Raw genomic sequence first — 17,289 nt, 5'->3', positions numbered from 1 at the left:
TTAAAGACTTGAGGAAATAATGAGATACCTTTCATTCGACATTGAAGCAACTGGACTTGGAGAAAAAGACTATATTATAGAATTTGCGATGATCCCCTTCGATGCCAAGCAGAGAGTTTTAGAAGAAGGTCTCAGTAAACACTTCTATATCAAATGCCCAAGCTTTGATTCTATGAAAAAAGATCTCGACCCTTGGGTTATCGAGCACAATGAAGAGCTTATCAAAAAAGCACATAAAGACGGGATCGAAATTGAAAGATTCAAAAGAGAACTCGAAATCTATGTAACAAACCCAACGATAAAAGAATATTTCCAAGGTCAAAAAATTACTCTCTTTGGAAAGTCGATGAATGCCATTGACCTACCATTTATGAACAGAGACCTAGGTTGGGAATTTATGCGAAAGCACTTCAACCACAGAGTTCACGACTTAACATCCGTTACTTACTCTCTTATTGACCTCAAATGTTTGCCGGCCAAGTGTGAGTCAGGTTCAGAGTTAATGAAGCATTTTAATATGGGACACGTTGCTCACACAGCGCTTGAAGATGCAAGAAATACAGCTCTCATGTATTTCAAGATGCTAAAGCAATTCTCAAATAAGAAGTCTTAGTGACGATGGGCCAGCATCTTTTTTGGATTGATGGCCTTGCTATTGTGTCTAATTTCAAAGTGAAGGTGATTACCTGTTGATCGGCCAGTACTACCGACCCTTGCAATAACCTGCCCTTGGTGAACTTTCTGACCCTTACGAGTTAGATTCTTATCGGCGTGGGCGTACACAGTAAAAAATCCATCATCATGAGCAATAACTGTGATATTTCCATACCCACCCATCTCACTTCCAGAATAAACAACGACTCCGGCAGCTGCTGCAACAATACTGGCCCCTCGACGAGCAGCAATGTCTATCCCCTCATGCTTTCTTCCCCAACGACGTCCAAAGTTTGAACTAACATTTTTAGAAGAAGGAACAGGCCATGCAAATTCCCCCTGAGAAAGATAGTAATTTGTATCGGCAGTGACATCCGCCTCGGAAGCAACAGATCTATGATTATGAGTGTGAGCAGCAATACCTCTTTTAAGAGGAATAAAAACCCATTGACCAGGCTTAAAAACTTTATCTGGATTCTCTTGCTTTAACTTCCAAACTGGAACTTTAAATTCATCTGCAACAACTTGTAAGTCATCACCTTTTACTAATTGTATATAATGACCACTCTTCATGTGTGCACACGAACTCAAAAAAAGAACAAAGAAAACAATGGCAATAAATCTAGGAATTCTCAAAACTACCCAACCCTTTTTCAAATACCCGATCAAATAAATCAGTCTTAATAACTGTTTCGGTCGGTTTTTGTAAAAGGTTGAGCAAAGTAATCGAGATTTTCGACTCATCAACGATATTACAATCACTTAGAGCATTATTATCGTGGCCTTTGTAAACACCACCAATCCAAAAGTACTCACGATCTTTAAAGTCGCGCCTTTCTTTAACTTCTTCGGAGTAAATTCTGTGACCTAATTCACCAACATCGTGGCCCTTTATTTCATTCCAAGCTAAATCAGGGACATTGATATTGAGAACAGTCATGCTAGGAATTAGCTGATGAATATCGCCAAGAACGAGATGTCTTATATATTTAGCGGCACTATTAAAGTGAATATTGTCTTTGTGTACTATCGCATAATCAATATCTGTAGAAACAGATATTGCTGGTACCCCGCGAAAACTAGCTTCACGAGCAGCGGCCACTGTTCCAGAATAATAAGTATCCTGCCCTAAATTAGCGCCTCTATTAATCCCAGATATGACAAGATCAGGCTTATTTTTAAGTAAATGAGCAAGCCCTAATAAAGTACAATCCGCAGGATAGCCAGAACAGCCATAAATATTATCGCTTATCTTTTGAACGCGAAGAGGATGGTCTAACGTAAGAGTGTGACCTGTAGTCGATCGCTCCTGTAAAGGTGCGATAACAACGACATTAGCGATATCTTTAAGAGCATTATAAAGTGAATTGATTCCAGGTGCATGAACACCATCATCATTTGAAATTAAAATATTGAGCATGAACTAAGCCTAATTTAAAATTTAAGGCCTATAATTCACACAATTAGAAGGATTTTGTAAAGGGCCCAAGACCACTTATAGCGACTTGTAGCTTAGATTTGTCGACATTTCTAAAACAAGTTTCAACATTAGTATCAACAGGTAAAGAGATTTGATCGATATCGAAATACTCAAAAAGTGAGGGAAAAATATTGTCACCCCAATTTAGTGAGACGATCAATTTCCCTTCGTTTTTAAGGAGGCATTGATGCGCGAGACGATAAAAGTTGTGAACAAAGTTTGCAAATTGCCCCTTCTCATGCTTCTCCCGTAAAAGAGAGAATGGCAGAACAATGCCTTTTAAGAACTCAGACTGATAAACACTTAAATCCTGTGCATCTTCACGATAATGCCATATAAAAGGTTTTTCAAAAGAATCGTAGTAGTCACGAGTTTGGTTACCTGAAAACTCTAAGTGAAAAGGCCCATAATACGTTGAACTCAACTTATCAAGTGTATCTTTCACCATAAAGTCAGGTTCATCTTCATAACGAAGAGTAAAATGACTGATCGACTCTTTTTTAGAATCGAGAATATCTAGGAATAGATATTGTTGAATGAAATTGAGGCTTCTTGGTCTAAAATCAAACGATAAATCAACTCCACCCAATTCATAGGCAAGATCAATTGTTCGTTTATCATAGAGTCCTTCAAGTCTGATTTTTGCACTCATCCCATTTATTATACAGAAAATATTCCAAAGGCCTAAAAAACGTCCAAGGGCAAGATGTTCCTACGGATTCAGGATGGTACTGTATTGAAAATAGGTTCTCACGATAGGACATAATGACTTCGTTACAATCATTTTTATGAAGCTTTAGTAAAGGGCTATCCCCTTTTGCACTCAAAGAGTTGTAGCGCTGAATTGTGAATTCTTTTAATCGTTCACTTTTAAAAAAACATTCCCAGTCCGGCAACGTTACCTCAACTTCTTCAGCGTGAGCAATCGTTTGAGAGCGTCCAATATCAAGGCCATATATTTCCATTAAAATTTGGTGACCAAGGCAAATTCCCATAATAGGAATCGATTCTTTAAGATATGAATGAATAAAAGGATAGACTTTCTTATATTCGCTTGGATGACCTGGCCCAGGCCCTAAAACGACGGCCTTTACATTGGCGATGTAATGATCGGAAAATTCTTTATGTGAGACGACAACAAGTTCGCTATGAAACTTCTTTGCTATCACATCAAGATAGCTTGCAATATTAAAAGTGAAACTATCGTTAAAATCAACCAATAGAATCAACTGGGCCTCACTGAGTTACACCTGTGAAATTTCCTTCATTAAAATTAAAAAGAAAATTGAAAGAAATATTTTTATCAATCTGGTCTGTTTCATAGCTAAGATCAAATTTCCAACAATTATTGCTCGGGCTATAGAGAAGGCCGTATTGACTCTTTTTAACTTTTCGATCCTCTAGATCGTATTCATATTTTAAACGAAGCTGGATTAAGTCGATGGGACTAAAAACAATATTAGAGTTTGCTGTTTTATTGATTGGTCTAGCAAATGAATCGTAAGTAACTCCTAGAGAATAATAAAAAGACTTGATGGAATGACTAATATTGAAACTGAAAATATGTTCTTGCCCTTGGTGAAAGTAATATTCACTGGCCGATACACCGAGGCTACCAAATGAAGCTCCAGCATTTAAATGAAGACGCGTCAGACGATCCTTAGTCTCCACATCTTGTAAATTTAAATCATACCCCTGTGATAGATTAAAATATGCAATCCTCGAATAACCAAAATTATCTCTCAAATATCGATCGTTTTGATAAGCATTAAACTTTCTAGGAGATTTTTTAATAAGTGAGTTTTCCCATTTAAGCTCTATCGTATTAGATAGTGGTAAGTTTGTACGAGAACTTGATGCCTTTAAAAACTCTTCCTCTCTCAAAGAGTCAAGACTATCAAATTGTCCAATACCATTAGACTTTTGAATCTGAGTTAAAAATCGATCATTCCCACTATGACCTTTGTCTGCCAGTTGATAGTGTTTTAATGCGATTTTCTGTGAATGCTTATAAGAATTGTGAACGACTTTAACCGTGTCATCAGAGAAGCTTTTATTAACAACAGGAATCTCTCCAATAATTTTGTCGTTCCTCTCTTTAAGAACTTCTTCTGCCTTTATACTTTCACCACTTTTTTCAAAATCAATCTCACGAACAGGAACCTCTTCTCGATAAGAAACACCAAAAACTTTTTCAATCTCTACACTGGCCTCTGACTCTACGAGAACGACACTTTTTCTGAAACGGCTATCATCAGATGGAAAAGCATAACCTTGATAATCATACATTGCTGAAGTCTGTAAATTAACGACTCCCAATTGACCTAGATACCAGTCTAACTTTGGAGCTAAGTTTACTCGGCGTGCATTGCGGATATAAGACAATTCTTCCGTGTGATTCTGCTTAAAAATCGTATAATCCCCACTTGCGGTAAAGAGTAATCTTTTAAAAAGTGGAATATCGGAGCTAAAAAGCTCTATTGGCGCTGTATTAAGACTAATCTTAGGCAGCATTTGAACAAATCGGTGATCGAACCCCTTAGGATTATCATACATGAGGTTTCTTCTAAAATGTGACTCAGTAGAAAGAGTAAAGAAGTCCTTTCTCATTTCAAAAAAACCGCTTATCCCAGATGAAGAAGAGTTAATTCTATCATTTGTATAGCGATCATAGTCACGAATAATATCGAGGTCCCCCATCCCATCTACCGTTAAGTGATGAGAGAAATCATTAGAGCGCATATAGTGGTGCTCATACTCTCCAAACAAACGAAGATAACGATCGCCTTCATCTTTAAATTCTTGTTTACCTGGGGCCCAGATGCGATCTCTTGCTCCGAGAGAGTTGATTTCTAAGAATGTTTTATCACTATAGGCGTAGCGATATTGAAGCTCACTACCAAGCCCCCTCTCTCCATACATTGTTGGAGAAATCGTCATATCACTTGAATCATTAATCGCCCAAAAAAACGGTTGATTAAAATAAACGCCATTTTGATAATTCAAACTCAAACTTGGAAAAAGAAGCCCTGTCTCACGATCTTTTTTAATTGGTAAGATGATATAAGGAACATACATAACGATAACGCCACGTACTTTAATATAAGCGTGCTTTATTCGAATATACTCACCAAGAGTAATATTGACTTCACCACCTAGCACTGACCATGACTCAGGACAATCACGACAAGTCGTGTACTCTGCATCGATTCCTTCAATCGTCGTTGGCGAAGTTCTTGCTAATTGCTTACCAAGAACGGTGTAATTATCAGAGAGAACTCTAGCATTTTGAACCTTAATACCACGAGTTTTAAAGTCGTAAACAATCTTTGTCCCATACATCGTCATGTCAGATCCGACATAACGAACATTACCTGTGACAGTAGCGCTTCCACTTTCAAAGTCAACAACGGCCCTTTCTCCATAAAGAGAGTCTGGCCCATAAGTAATGATAACATTTCCGACAGCTTCAAATTTTTCATTACGAGCTGAACGATAGGCCTTATCAGAAAGTACTTGTACCTTTTGACCTAAATTAATTTCAAAAGATTCTCTTGCGTGTGAAGAGTTAAGAAAAATTAGCGAGAATAAAACGCTGAAGCTCGCCAATAAAGTAATAGGAGCCTGAAACGTAAATAGTTTGCGGCTTCTGTTGATTATAGAGTTCAATTAAATAGTCCTTCCAGTTATCCAACCACAACAACTTACTCTCAGGAAATTCAACCTTAGCACAGAGCTCTTGTAAAACAGCTCCAGCAGATTTTTGATGTTCAAAAGAACAAACAAGTAGTTTATCGTAGAGACAAGGCGCTTTGGCCCAAACTCCTAAGCAATCTAAGATATCCTGTTCGCTTCGCTTAGAAAAAGACATGAGAAAATCTCTCTCTTCTTGCTTATCACTGCTAAGTAATAAGTCCTTAAGCTTTCTAATTCCATCGAGATTGTGGGCACCTATAAAGATAAAACGAATTTGACCTCTTGTCATCTTTTCAAAGCGACCTTTGAGCATCAAACTCATTGAAAAATAAGATATATCTCCACCTAATCTCAAAAATAACTCACGCGCTAAAATCTTGTTACGCTGCGAATAATTTTGCTTCTTTTCAACTTTTCCCTCAGCGTACAAATCATAGAGTTCAACGCCGTGCTCTTGGCAATAATCACGGGCAAACTTTCTTAAGTGCGATTGTTCCACAGTCATAAGAGCAGGTGTCTTTGCTCTAGTGATACCTAATTTTTCAAATAGAATTTTCTTTGTATCTTTTCCAAGAATTTCAGTGTGATCTCTTGAGATCGATGTTATCGCACACAGATTGGCGTCAAAGAGATTGACAGCATCATATCGTCCACCAAGACCGACTTCAAAGATGATGTAATCACAGTCATCTTGCTCAACGAGAGAACAAAAGCACCAAAAAAGAAACTCATAAAAACTAAGCTCCCCTTTTTTAAAGGTCTTCAATCCTTTCTCTACAACGGCCTCTAACCTCTCATAACTAACAGGACCATCGGACAGACAAAACCTCTCTCTCAGAGAAAGAATATGAGGAGAAGTCCACAGACCAACTCGTTTCCCAGAGGAGACCAAAGCATGATAGAGATAAAAAGAAGTCTCTCCCTTACCGTTAGTACCACCAATTGTGATAATTTTCTTATTGCTAAAATTAAATTTTGAAAAAGTAGGACGAAGTCGATCAAGACCTGGTTTGAAATTCTCATGTCCAAGCTCATTAAAAAGCTTAGACACGAGTTTATCTTCTATTGAAGAATTAAAATGTTCATTGACGAGATTTACAAAATCATTTTTCATTCGAGAACATATCAATAAAGAATGAAAGCTCTTCTTTTAACTTGTGACGATGAACTATGCGATCAATAAATCCGTGATCCAAGAGAAACTCAGATCTTTGAAAACCTTGTGGAAGCTTTTGTCTAATTGATTGCTCAATAACACGAGGACCAGCGAACCCAATTAAGGCCTTTGGCTCAGCAATATTAAGATCACCTACCATCGCAAAACTAGCAGCGACTCCACCCGTCGTTGGGTCTGTCAAAAGTGAAATATAAGGAATACCTGCATTCTTAAGTCTTTGTCTCGATGCACTTGTTTTTCCCATTTGCATAAGAGAAAGAAGGCCTTCCTGCATACGAGCTCCACCAGAGCAAGAAACCACGATACATGGAATTTTCTTTTCATAAGCAAGATCCATAACTCGAGCAACTTTCTCACCAGTTACGACACCCATTGATCCACCCATGAACTGGAAGTTCATAATGGCAATGGCCACTTCTTTTCCATTAACTTTACCTGTACCTGCATATGTACCATCAACAAGACCAGTTTTGCTCTTGGCCTCTTCTAGTCGCTGACCATAAGGCTTCTTATCGACAAAACCTAGAGGGTCTGTCGTTGTTAACTTCTGCCCAATTGGAAGAAAGCTATCCTCGTCTAAAAGCTGAGTAATTCTCTCTTTGGCCGATAAACGAAAATGGTGATCACAATATGGGCAAACTTGATAAGTTTCTTCTAATCTTTGACTCTGAACAATTTCAGAACAATTTGTACATTTTTTCCAAAGTCCACTTGGCGTATTCGTTTCAATTTTCTTTGAACTCTTTAACTTTGGACTTTTAACTTTATTGAACCATGACATAGGAATCTCCGAATTTGTTAGATTCTAAAATGAGAGGTTATCATGGAATGACCTACTTACTTAGACAAGTAAAATGTCGGCGAAAATTCACCTCTAAGTGCTAGGTTTTATGTAATTCAGAGCATTAAAACATGTAGCTTGTATCATCTGAGCCAAGAACTGTAATTCTATCGCATCCAATGTCAGCAATTTCCTTAAAAAGAAGTTCTTGAAAGTTTGGCTTAAGATGACCAAGAAAGATTGGAACCTCTCCAGGCATTTTCTTAATTTCTTCACTCATCGTACTCGGCGTATGGTGTTGAGAATCAATTGCAACTTGAATAAGGTTATTTGGAAATGAAACTTCTGTAAAAATACCTTTTAGATTTTTCTTCGTCTTGGCCACTTCCCAAATACGATCTGTTGGTCCAGTATCTTGAGTAAAGACAACTGCGCAATCCCCTTTTTCGATAATGAAGCCCATGGCCCCCTCTTGATGGTTTACACGCACAGGAGTGATCTTATACTCTCCAAGAGTAAACTCAACCTCTTCATCAATTTCGTGAAATCGCATTGTCGGATTATCGGCACTCGGTAGCTTAGAAAAATCAGGCCAAATTTCGTCATTAAAAAGGTGAGTCATTATATTTTTTTTAATTTTAGGGTTTGTCCAAACTTCGAAAGGCCTTCCCTTCATCCCAAAACAATTATCAGCGAGAAAAGCGAGATCAGAAATATGATCAAGGTGTGAATGCGAAATAAGAATATTATCAATATTGGCCTGCTCTCCAATTTGGATACCACTAGCAACAGAACCCGCGTCTATAAGCAGCTTTCCATCAATTAAATAACTTGTGGCCCTGAACCCAGGAGAAACTCCCCCGTGTCCACCAATAATTCTAACGAGCATAAACTATCCTTAAGTTGAATCAATATTTTTATTTTAACTCGCTTTTTTAAATGAATCCATAGTGGAAGGTTTGTACATCTTTGTTTTTTCGAAGTATTTTTTAAATCCTTCGACAACGCGGGGGTCAAATTGAGTGCCAGAATGATCGATAATTTCTTGATAAGCTATCATCGGATTGAGTCCTTTTCTGTATGGACGTGTACTAATCATTGCATCGAAAGTATCGGCAACAGAAATGATACTAGCAATCAACGGGATCTCTTCACCTTTTAGACCGTAAGGATAGCCCCTACCATCAGGTCTTTCATGATGAAACCTCATTCCATCAATTACCGACTCTAATCCCTCAATCTTTCTTAGGATTTCATAACCTAAACGCGGATGCTCACGCATAGTTTTGAATTCATCTTCAGTAAGAGGAGCTGACTTTTTTAATATCTTATCCTCAATTCCTATTTTACCAATATCATGAAGAACAGCAGCAAGACGCAGATCATTCATTTCACTAAAAGTTAAGTCCATTTCACGACCAATAAGCTCAGAAAAATGACGAACGCGTTTGGTGTGTCCTCCCGTGTAAGTATCTTTCTTACCAATAGCATCGGCCATAGACTCAACAACCTGAATGAACATTTTTTGCTGCTTTTCAAAAAGTATCGTGTTCAACAACGTATTTGTTAACTGAGAAGAAACGGCTTCTGAAAACTGAATATCCTCTTCATTAAATCCTTCATCATGGGATGAGTTAATAGACTGAACAACCCCTACAAGCTCTCCTTTATTAATTAAAGGGAAAACAAGAACTTCTTTAACAGTGAAATCATTCAAAACGGGATTATCACGTCGACTGCGCAGATCAACTTTAGCGTCCCTAATATGCAATGTTGCCATGAAATGACCACAAGAACCGACAAATGTCTTTTCATCAAGTTCACAACTCCACTCTCGGGATTCATGATTATCCCAAAAGCGATGAATTAATTTATTTTTCTTTTGATCGTAGCGGTAAATAAGAACTTTTTCACATTGAAGGAGCTTTGCAATAATAGTACATGCCTTCTTTTTGATATCTTTTATATCCAGTGAAGAACTTGTTAACTGACTTAGTTTCATGAGTTCTTCGTAACGTGCGACTTTCTTTTCAAACTTCTTGCTCATACTCTTCCTTAAATAAAAACATTCTCATGTGAATATCGGAAAACTGAACAAGAAGCTTTAGAGTTAGACTATTTCGCTCTTGTATTAAGCGTATTGTAAATTTCAGAAGGGTTTCTATCTAGAATCTCCCCTAAAAGCTTACACAGATTTTTTGGTGTCGTTTTCTTATCCAAATACTCGAGGGCGAGTTTCTCTATTTTCTCAGTGCCTTTCTTTTGCTCAACTTGGTCTTTTCTAAGGTGAAATAAAAGAACAAATTCACCTTTGTAATTAATTTCCTGACTCGAAAGCTCGCTAGAGTTGAAACGATATACGCTCTGATAGGCCTTTGTTAGCTCTCTGGCCACGACCACTTCGACATCGGGAAGCGCCTCGGCTAAAAGAGCTAAGCTCTCTTGCATTCTATAGGGTGATTCAAAGAAAATATGGGTACCGTGATGGCCTTTTAAATCTTTAAAAAGCTCTTTTTTTCCATTCTTATCGCGAGGTAAAAAACCATGAAATTGAAAAGGATGTGGAGGTAGTCCACTTAACTCGAGAGCACATGTTACAGCACTTATTCCCGAAAGAGATTCAACTTCAACTCCACTTTCAAGTGCGGCCCTCACAAGAGGATAGGCAGGATCTGAAATCATCGGACTTCCAGCATCAGAAACAAGGCAAAGATGTTGACCTTTCGTGAGTTTTCCAACTATCCGCTCAATTTTTTCAAAAGAATGATCGTGAAATGAGTCGATCTTTTTTGACTTACTATCAATTCCATAGTGCTTAAGTAATTTACTAAGATTACGTGTGTCTTCTGCCAAGAAGTATTGTTCTTTTTCTAAGGCTTCTTTTGCACGGGCCGTAATATCAGCAACATTTCCAATTGGAAGAGTAATTAAAGTCAATTTTCCCACGACTTCTCCTTTGATTTCACTATTTTACCTTTCTCTTTCATCTACGGCCATACGAGGGGATAAAATGTTCCTCCTAAAAAACAATGACGCACAGTGATATAATTAATTTTAAGACCAAGACCATCAATGGTTATGAGATGTTTAATGTATAAAGAGGAGTTGCATATGACGATGAAGGCAAGAGTTCGCACAGACGCCATGGGAAATATCACAATCCACATGGAAGGTGGACTAGATTACGAAAACACAATCCCACTAAGACAGGAACTGAACTCACTTGCAACAGATAACCCAAGCTCAACAATCACACTAGACCTGAATGGACTAGATTTTGTAGGCTCTTCTGGAATTGGTTTCTTTGTCGAAACAATCAAAACACTCAATGAAAAGAAAGATCAGATCAAATTATCAAATGTAAAAAATGAATTTATTAGAGTTTTTAAACTTTATGATTTTGATGCAATGGAACTTCTTGTAAACGAATTTGAGTGCGACGAAACAGAAATGCTCAACATGCGTTTCGGAAATCGCCGCCACACTTTTCAGAACTGATAATTAATTAACTGAAAGCCAATAGTATCACTTGGGTGGTTCTTTTTATTAAGGGCCACCTTTACACTTTTAGAACTTTCTTCAAGATCTCTATATTGTTCCCACATACTTGATTGCTCATTCTGATATGGGTACAAATTCCCCTCTGGCTCGGCCGGCGGAGCATTTTCGTAAGGACTATTCAAAGGTGAACTTGGATAATAATCCCCACCTTGTCTAAATCGACTCTTCTTTACAGCGTGAGTTATCACAACATAACCACCAAAGAGAAGACCGGCATATAAACCAAGAGAAGCACCTATTGCCACGGAACGTCCCTTTGTCCCAAAGGCCAAGGAAGCTGTTCCAAGAAGAGCACCACCAACAGTACCATAAGCGGCCATAGCACCTAAGGCCTTTAGCTTTGGGTCCACTTCAGCTTTAGCTTCAACACTAGTTAGCATACAAGAAAATAATAAAGAGAATGAGACTATAAAATTACGTACTTTCATAAGGATAGGATAATCTGTAGTTAAACATATGGCAACATACAGTTTAAATCCCATTATGATCTCGCTAAAATTCTAAAAAAAGCAGGGCAATTAAACAGATAAGACAAGAGCTGACAACTTCCATAAAGCCGCTTCTTTTGAGTTGGTCCAATGACTCCCGAGCTTTTAACTTCATAAACAGTAATCCATATATTTGGACCAGATTTTTCCATTTTGACTATGTCACACTGCCCAACGCCTCTATCCCTTAAAAAAGTAGATGACACTAAAACAGGAAGGCCCTTCTCATGGATAATCTTAGACTTTTCTTTTTCTAAACTCTGACCACTATTTTTAAACGTATTCTTTAACTCCTTTGAATGACTTTCTGTGTATTGGCGTAATTCCAAACTGTGCGATGGCCTCTTTGTGCATCTTAGTTGGATAACCTGCGTGTTTTTCAAGTCCATAACCGGGGTACTTTACTCCAAGTTTCACCATAAGATCATCTCTGTATTCTTTAGCAATTACCGAGGCCAAACCGATGAGAACACTTTTAGAGTCTCCTTTTACAATAGTCTTGGCGTCAATATAATCATCTAAATCTTTTGGTACTTTATTTCCATCAATGAGAAGAAGGGCAGTCTCTTTTGTAGAGATTCTCTCAAATGATTCTTTCATCGTTAAAAGAGATGCATTTAAGATATTAATTTCATCAATCAAACTCTCCGATATTTCTCGAATATAAAATCTAACAGAGAATTTTTTGAGAATATTTATTTCATAAAGTTTTTCAGAGACAAGGTCACCTAAAGAGAGGTCTGAAAGAAGTTTTTGTCTTTTCTTGGCCGTTAACTTTTTTGAATCTGTGACACCAAGCCCTCTTAAGAAGTCAAAAAGCTCCAAGAGATCAACATTTGTAGAAACACCAACTGAACATCCAACGACAGGACCAGCAAGAGGACCGCGCCCAACCTCGTCGCAACCACTAATAAATTTATGCTCTTTTAAAAAATCAAACTCTATCACAATACTTCCTTGAAAAAATGAGCAAAAAAAAGCCTCCATAAAATGGAGGCCCTTTTTTCTTAGTTCGAATGAAAAATTACTTTCTGTCGAAGTCGATTGCAAGTCTTGCAGACTTACCAGATCTCTTTCTAAGGTAGTAAAGTTTCGCTCTCTTAGTTTTACCACGTTGAACAACTTCAATTTTTTCAACGTTTGGTGAATGGAAAGGGAAAACTCTTTCTACACCAAAACCAGAAGAGATTTTTCTAACTCTGAAGTGACCAGAAAGTTTTCCTTTTTCCTTCATTGCGATAACAACACCTTGGAAAATCTGAACACGTGACTTGTCACCTTCTTTAATTCTAGCGTGAACAGCAACAGTGTCCCCAGCTCTGAACTCAGGAAAGTTCTTTACGTTTTCAGAAGAATACTTCTCGTTTACAACATCAATTAGATTCATAGTAACCTCAACTAAATAGTTACGGGGCTCCCCAGAGGACCAACACTATGTTGTTCTTAAAGGAACCTCAATTTTTTATGACCGAGAGGCCTCTGCAAAACGATCTAAGTAGATCGCAACAGCTGATCGAACAGAAAGATGATTATATCCGTCTTCGCTCGTCCCTACAATAGGGTCCAAACTAAAATCTGCCCGTTCGAGTATAGAGGCATGCAGTCCCCAGCCTGTACCAAATAACAGTAAACACGGCTTTTTGTCAACATTCATCTTTGAAACCAGGTCATTCATACGGCCTGTAAAACTCTCAAAATTAGCTCCAGTCACAGCAATTAAAGGCTTCACCCCCTCAGCTTCTTCAATCTTCACAATGGCCTCATCAACAGAATTAACTAACCTTGCAATAGAAAGGGCATCCTGACGATCGGGATTATAGGCATTTGCAGCGTCTTCTTCCCAATGTCCAAGAATTCTCTTTACGAGATCATGCTGGGCCTTCAAAGGAGTCACTAAAAAATAATTCTTGATATTGAATGTACGGCAACTTCTAGCAATATCGTGAATATCTAGGTTCGTCACTGAAGTCGTCACAAGGTCACCCCTTTTATTGCGAATAGGGTGATGGACGAGGGCCAAGTACATATTTTCCATTTATTTATCCTTTTTCATATACTCACGGTAAAGATCAGCTCGATGCTTCTTCGTAAGTTCAATTTTTTCATTTAATCTAAATTCTGCAATTTTACTATGGTGACCAGATAGAAGAATCTCAGGAACTCCCTCACCTTCAAAATCTCTAGGCTTGGTGTACTGCTTATGCTCGATCAATCCATCTTCAAATGAATCTTCAAGAGCAGAGTCAAAGTTTCCAAGAACACCTTTTGCAAATCGCATAGATGAGTCAAGAATCGCAAGAACAGCGATCTCTCCACCTGTAAGAACGTAATCACCGATGCAATATACGGCATCAACATACTTTCCTAAAAAGCGCTCATCAACACCTTCATATCGACCGCAGATAAAGACAAGGTCCTTATCGCTCTCACATAAGTGATCTTTTGCAAATTCTTTACAGACGACATTATCCCACACTCTGCCTCTAGGCCCAGTATAGACAATATGAAGTTGGTTCTTGATTGATTCTAAATCATATCCGCCAGGCTCAATGACCCCTTTTAAAAGAGCCTCTTTTAAAACATCTGCGCGCATAACCATGCCTGGCCCACCACCGTAAGGAGCACCGTCAACACCTTTATAACCCTTTGGAGAAAAATCACGTAGTAGAACTGTTTCTAATTCGATTCCACCATCGCGAACACCTCTCAAAACATGTCCAGCTACGCCAGCTTCTTTAAAAGCTTCAAAGTACTCAGGAAAGAGTGTAATTACCCAGATTTTTTTCAAACTATATCACCCGTGGGATAACAACCCATATTTTTCTATTTTCAATATCAATCTCAGGTACAAACTTTTCTACAAAGGGAACTTCGAAGCTTTTACTACCTCTAATTGAAAGAACAACATGGGCCGGACTTTCATAATAACGATAAACAGAACCAACTTTTTGATCTGTTTCATACTCATAAACATCACATTCTAATAAATCAGAAAGATAAACTTCATCCTCATCAGTATCAGGAAACTCTTCCCTACCAATATGAATAGTAAAAGGTAGCATGGACTCGACTTTATTTCGATCGCTAACACCTTTTAATTCTGCGATGACTTTATTTCCAAAAGAAATTTTTGAGATCTCGACTTCCTCTCCAGCACTTGAAACACAGCTTGCTCCAGTTTTTGGAAAGATAAAGATCTTCGTTCCTTTTTGCAAAACGGAGTCTACGACATTAGTTAAATGAAACGAGAAAGCACCTTTGATACCGTGCGGTTTTGAGCATTGCCCAAGTTCTATTAATTTATCTTTTTCCATGGCCATTTTTAAAATGAAAACATGATTGGGTCAATACTTTCAAGATTTTAAGGGCTTTTTTTCTCTCTAAATAAAAAAAAGACCTTTGCAAAGCCCAAACGCTTTCCTACACTATTTAAGTACTAATTTTATTCACACAACTAAGGATGGAGTATGAAAAAACTTGTAATTTCAAGTGCTCTTGCGCTAGTTGCAGCTCCTGCAATGGCCGACATGCACGCAAAAATGCCGACTTTCTACGGTAAACTTAACAAATCAGTTGCTTACATTGATCAAGATGCAACGACTCACAAGTCGTTCTCTGGAGTAAGAGATGTTGCAAACTCTGAGTCTCGTCTTGGAGCAAAAGGAAATGTTGACTTTGATTCACTAAAGTTCACTTATGCACTAGAACTAGGAATCAACTCAACTCAACAATCTTCAGATTCAGGACGTATTAGAATCAGACAATCTCACATCGGAACTGAGACTGCTTTTGGTACACTTGTTTTTGGTCAAACGTACACACCTTCGGCAAATATCGCTGTTTCAATTGACCCATTTGTTTCTACAATTTTTGGTGTAGCTAACGCTGACCAAAAAGCACTTGTTTCAGGTGCCGCAGGATCAGGTCTTGGAATGGAATATCGTTCAAGAAAAGACCTACTAATGTACAAGACTCCAAAATTCATGGGTCTTCAGTATATCGTTTCAACTGACAAGAATGACAAACCTTCTATTGACTCAACACCTTCAAATACTGAGTACGGAAAAGAAACTCTTGAGCACTTACTTACTTTCAACCACAAAATGGGTGACAATGCCCTTCTTGTTTTTGCAAGTATGATCAAGAACAATGACGTTGATACTAAAGATGATGAAACAATGATGTACGGTCTAAAGTTTGATCTTGGAAAAATGATGTCACTTACTGCAACAATGGGTTCTTCAGAGTCTACAGCAGCAGGAACAACAACTAAAACTGAAGAAGATAGAATGATGGTAGCAGCGAAGTACAACATGAACGCTCACTCATTCATGGCGAAGTACTCAACTTATGAGAAAAAAGAGGATAGAGATATCACTCAAATCGCTCTAGGTTACAACTATGCTTATAACAAGCACGTTTCAATGAGAGCTTCAGTTGGTCAATACAATGTTGACTACAAAGCTGCTAGTACAACTGACAACGATTCAACAATTGTTGCTTTTGGAACACAACTTAAGTTCTAATCAAACACTTAGGTCCTTACTTTTGTAAGGGCCTAATCTTAAAACTCAATCCTTTTAAAGAAATCAAAACTCAAAGAAATCATGACAAGGCCAATGGCCAAATCAATACCTTGCCACACTCGTGGACTTTTCAATTTTTTACTAAATAATTTAGGAATCAAAGAAAGGGTATAAAACCATAGAAAGGATGCGCTCATTGCACCAAAAGCAAAGAGAGCACGGTTTTTGGAAGAGTAAGAACTCGCAGCACTACCAACTAATAGCACTGTATCGAGATAAACATGGGGATTTAAAAAAGTAATAACGAAAGTCTTTAAAACACTTTTTTTAAGATCTGACTTTCCAGCATCTTCGATATTTAGTTTTGAAGTTTTCTTGTAGGCCATTTTTAAATGATCAAGCCCATAAAATAGAAGGACAAAACAAGCTAGCATACTTAGAACTGGAACTATGAAGCTCCATCGCTCTACAATTTTCCCTGCACCACTTACCCCAATCGCTATAAGTAGAGCATCGCTAACAAAACAGATTGTAGCAATCAAAAAGGCATAATGCCCCTTTAATGCTTCTTTTAATACATGTGCATTTTGAGCACCTATAGCAACTATAAGCCCAAGCCCAAGTGCCATACCTTGAAAGTAAATCATTTGATGCATATATAGTGAATGTTAAAAAAAGGCAAAAAAAAGGAAGCAATAAAGCTTCCTTTTTTAATATGATGGGTGCATCGTCCTATCCTAACACCAAGTCCCCCTGGCACTACTTTCGGCGCTGACAAGCTTAACTGCTGAGTTCGGGATGGGATCAGGTGTTTCCTCGTCGCTATCGACACACCCAAATTTGAATTTAAATTTGGGTAACCGGTTTATATACTTAGCAAAAGTTCCGGTCAAGTACTTTTGCTTCTTTAACACTGACAAAACAGA

Annotated in this window: 20 protein-coding genes and 1 rRNA gene; 3 read left to right on the top strand and 18 right to left on the bottom strand. The window is 37.9% G+C overall.

Annotation, left to right across the window (positions count from 1 at the left end):
• The first annotated feature begins 19 nt into the window (after nucleotides 1-19).
• Complete coding sequence (locus tag HBN50_RS06260; RefSeq protein ID WP_273868705.1) at nucleotides 20-613, top strand: exonuclease domain-containing protein; 594 nt, start codon at nucleotides 20-22, stop codon at nucleotides 611-613.
• On the opposite strand, the gene HBN50_RS06255 is transcribed toward HBN50_RS06260, so the two are convergent.
• The 10 genes from HBN50_RS06255 to rsmI form a co-directional block, all read right to left on the bottom strand.
• Nucleotides 610-1,227: a M23 family metallopeptidase gene (locus HBN50_RS06255; RefSeq protein WP_273868704.1), complete on the bottom strand. Its 618-nt coding sequence runs from the start codon at nucleotides 1,225-1,227 to the stop codon at nucleotides 610-612. The two genes, HBN50_RS06260 and HBN50_RS06255, sit on opposite strands and share 4 nt — an antisense overlap.
• Nucleotides 1,228-1,276: 49 nt before the next feature.
• A complete protein-coding gene (surE, locus tag HBN50_RS06250; protein WP_273868703.1) occupies nucleotides 1,277-2,074 on the bottom strand; it encodes a 5'/3'-nucleotidase SurE in 798 nt (265 codons plus the stop codon).
• Between the two features lie 43 nt (nucleotides 2,075-2,117).
• Nucleotides 2,118-2,786 (bottom strand): hypothetical protein, encoded by a 669-nt coding sequence (locus HBN50_RS06245; RefSeq protein ID WP_273868702.1) that lies wholly within the window; start codon nucleotides 2,784-2,786, stop codon nucleotides 2,118-2,120.
• Entirely contained in the window at nucleotides 2,764-3,363 is a 600-nt protein-coding gene (locus HBN50_RS06240; RefSeq protein ID WP_273868701.1) for an aminodeoxychorismate/anthranilate synthase component II, read from the bottom strand. Before HBN50_RS06240 ends, HBN50_RS06245 begins: the two co-directional genes overlap by 23 nt.
• A gap of 7 nt (nucleotides 3,364-3,370) precedes the next feature.
• Nucleotides 3,371-5,803: an LPS-assembly protein LptD gene (locus tag HBN50_RS06235; protein ID WP_273868700.1), complete on the bottom strand. Its 2,433-nt coding sequence runs from the start codon at nucleotides 5,801-5,803 to the stop codon at nucleotides 3,371-3,373.
• On the bottom strand, nucleotides 5,703-6,944 hold the full coding sequence (locus tag HBN50_RS06230) for a hypothetical protein (protein ID WP_273868699.1): 1,242 nt from the start codon (nucleotides 6,942-6,944) through the stop codon (nucleotides 5,703-5,705). The genes HBN50_RS06235 and HBN50_RS06230 overlap by 101 nt, the downstream gene beginning before the upstream one ends.
• A complete protein-coding gene (gene accD / locus HBN50_RS06225; protein ID WP_273868698.1) occupies nucleotides 6,934-7,788 on the bottom strand; it encodes an acetyl-CoA carboxylase, carboxyltransferase subunit beta in 855 nt (284 codons plus the stop codon). The genes HBN50_RS06230 and accD overlap by 11 nt, the downstream gene beginning before the upstream one ends.
• 124 nt (nucleotides 7,789-7,912) lie before the next feature.
• On the bottom strand, nucleotides 7,913-8,677 hold the full coding sequence (locus tag HBN50_RS06220; protein ID WP_273868696.1) for an MBL fold metallo-hydrolase: 765 nt from the start codon (nucleotides 8,675-8,677) through the stop codon (nucleotides 7,913-7,915).
• Nucleotides 8,678-8,710: 33 nt separating this feature from the next.
• On the bottom strand, nucleotides 8,711-9,835 hold the full coding sequence (locus tag HBN50_RS06215; RefSeq protein WP_273868695.1) for an HD-GYP domain-containing protein: 1,125 nt from the start codon (nucleotides 9,833-9,835) through the stop codon (nucleotides 8,711-8,713).
• A gap of 68 nt (nucleotides 9,836-9,903) precedes the next feature.
• Nucleotides 9,904-10,734, bottom strand: coding sequence for a 16S rRNA (cytidine(1402)-2'-O)-methyltransferase (gene rsmI / locus HBN50_RS06210; protein WP_273868694.1), 831 nt, complete (start codon nucleotides 10,732-10,734; stop codon nucleotides 9,904-9,906).
• Nucleotides 10,735-10,899: 165 nt separating this feature from the next.
• Between rsmI and HBN50_RS06205 the strand changes: the two genes are divergently transcribed.
• Complete coding sequence (locus HBN50_RS06205) at nucleotides 10,900-11,286, top strand: STAS domain-containing protein (protein ID WP_273868692.1); 387 nt, start codon at nucleotides 10,900-10,902, stop codon at nucleotides 11,284-11,286.
• Here the strand turns inward: HBN50_RS06205 and HBN50_RS06200 are convergent.
• The 6 genes from HBN50_RS06200 to rimM form a co-directional block, all read right to left on the bottom strand.
• Complete coding sequence (locus tag HBN50_RS06200; protein WP_273868691.1) at nucleotides 11,277-11,777, bottom strand: hypothetical protein; 501 nt, start codon at nucleotides 11,775-11,777, stop codon at nucleotides 11,277-11,279. The genes HBN50_RS06205 and HBN50_RS06200 overlap by 10 nt on opposite strands.
• A 333-nt stretch (nucleotides 11,778-12,110) precedes the next feature.
• Complete coding sequence (locus tag HBN50_RS06195; protein ID WP_273868689.1) at nucleotides 12,111-12,785, bottom strand: ribonuclease HII; 675 nt, start codon at nucleotides 12,783-12,785, stop codon at nucleotides 12,111-12,113.
• Between the two features lie 76 nt (nucleotides 12,786-12,861).
• Nucleotides 12,862-13,224 (bottom strand): 50S ribosomal protein L19, encoded by a 363-nt coding sequence (rplS, locus tag HBN50_RS06190; RefSeq protein ID WP_273868688.1) that lies wholly within the window; start codon nucleotides 13,222-13,224, stop codon nucleotides 12,862-12,864.
• Between the two features lie 75 nt (nucleotides 13,225-13,299).
• Nucleotides 13,300-13,872: an RNA methyltransferase gene (locus HBN50_RS06185; protein WP_273868686.1), complete on the bottom strand. Its 573-nt coding sequence runs from the start codon at nucleotides 13,870-13,872 to the stop codon at nucleotides 13,300-13,302.
• Entirely contained in the window at nucleotides 13,873-14,625 is a 753-nt protein-coding gene (gene trmD, locus HBN50_RS06180; RefSeq protein ID WP_273868685.1) for a tRNA (guanosine(37)-N1)-methyltransferase TrmD, read from the bottom strand. It abuts the gene before it with no gap.
• 1 nt (nucleotide 14,626) lies between these two features.
• Complete coding sequence (rimM, locus tag HBN50_RS06175; RefSeq protein WP_273868684.1) at nucleotides 14,627-15,151, bottom strand: ribosome maturation factor RimM; 525 nt, start codon at nucleotides 15,149-15,151, stop codon at nucleotides 14,627-14,629.
• A 153-nt stretch (nucleotides 15,152-15,304) separates the two neighbouring features.
• Between rimM and HBN50_RS06170 the strand changes: the two genes are divergently transcribed.
• Nucleotides 15,305-16,363: a porin gene (locus HBN50_RS06170; protein WP_273868683.1), complete on the top strand. Its 1,059-nt coding sequence runs from the start codon at nucleotides 15,305-15,307 to the stop codon at nucleotides 16,361-16,363.
• A 38-nt stretch (nucleotides 16,364-16,401) separates the two neighbouring features.
• Here the strand turns inward: HBN50_RS06170 and HBN50_RS06165 are convergent, their stop codons facing one another.
• Nucleotides 16,402-17,019: a LysE/ArgO family amino acid transporter gene (locus tag HBN50_RS06165; RefSeq protein ID WP_273868682.1), complete on the bottom strand. Its 618-nt coding sequence runs from the start codon at nucleotides 17,017-17,019 to the stop codon at nucleotides 16,402-16,404.
• Nucleotides 17,020-17,082: 63 nt separating this feature from the next.
• Nucleotides 17,083-17,199, bottom strand: a 5S ribosomal RNA gene (gene rrf, locus HBN50_RS06160).
• Nucleotides 17,200-17,289: the final 90 nt, after the last annotated feature.

This window comes from Halobacteriovorax sp. GB3, assembly GCF_028649655.1.
Classification (GTDB): domain Bacteria; phylum Bdellovibrionota; class Bacteriovoracia; order Bacteriovoracales; family Bacteriovoracaceae; genus BSW11-IV.
This window is presented reverse-complemented; position numbering and strand designations above follow the sequence as displayed.

Bases quoted from the DNA above. Each gene is read 5' to 3' on its own strand.
- HBN50_RS06200 (WP_273868691.1), bottom strand. From the start codon at position 11,777: ATGAAAGTACGTAATTTTATAGTCTCATTCTCTTTATTATTTTCTTGT.
- HBN50_RS06220 (WP_273868696.1), bottom strand. From the start codon at position 8,677: ATGCTCGTTAGAATTATTGGTGGACACGGGGGAGTTTCTCCTGGGTTC.
- rimM (WP_273868684.1), bottom strand. From the start codon at position 15,151: ATGGAAAAAGATAAATTAATAGAACTTGGGCAATGCTCAAAACCGCAC.
- surE (WP_273868703.1), bottom strand. From the start codon at position 2,074: ATGCTCAATATTTTAATTTCAAATGATGATGGTGTTCATGCACCTGGA.
- HBN50_RS06170 (WP_273868683.1), top strand. From the start codon at position 15,305: ATGAAAAAACTTGTAATTTCAAGTGCTCTTGCGCTAGTTGCAGCTCCT.
- HBN50_RS06260 (WP_273868705.1), top strand. From the start codon at position 20: ATGAGATACCTTTCATTCGACATTGAAGCAACTGGACTTGGAGAAAAA.
- accD (WP_273868698.1), bottom strand. From the start codon at position 7,788: ATGTCATGGTTCAATAAAGTTAAAAGTCCAAAGTTAAAGAGTTCAAAG.
- HBN50_RS06245 (WP_273868702.1), bottom strand. From the start codon at position 2,786: ATGAGTGCAAAAATCAGACTTGAAGGACTCTATGATAAACGAACAATT.
- HBN50_RS06205 (WP_273868692.1), top strand. From the start codon at position 10,900: ATGACGATGAAGGCAAGAGTTCGCACAGACGCCATGGGAAATATCACA.
- HBN50_RS06230 (WP_273868699.1), bottom strand. From the start codon at position 6,944: ATGAAAAATGATTTTGTAAATCTCGTCAATGAACATTTTAATTCTTCA.
- HBN50_RS06255 (WP_273868704.1), bottom strand. From the start codon at position 1,227: ATGAAGAGTGGTCATTATATACAATTAGTAAAAGGTGATGACTTACAA.
- HBN50_RS06185 (WP_273868686.1), bottom strand. From the start codon at position 13,872: ATGGAAAATATGTACTTGGCCCTCGTCCATCACCCTATTCGCAATAAA.
- HBN50_RS06165 (WP_273868682.1), bottom strand. From the start codon at position 17,019: ATGCATCAAATGATTTACTTTCAAGGTATGGCACTTGGGCTTGGGCTT.
- rplS (WP_273868688.1), bottom strand. From the start codon at position 13,224: ATGAATCTAATTGATGTTGTAAACGAGAAGTATTCTTCTGAAAACGTA.
- HBN50_RS06215 (WP_273868695.1), bottom strand. From the start codon at position 9,835: ATGAGCAAGAAGTTTGAAAAGAAAGTCGCACGTTACGAAGAACTCATG.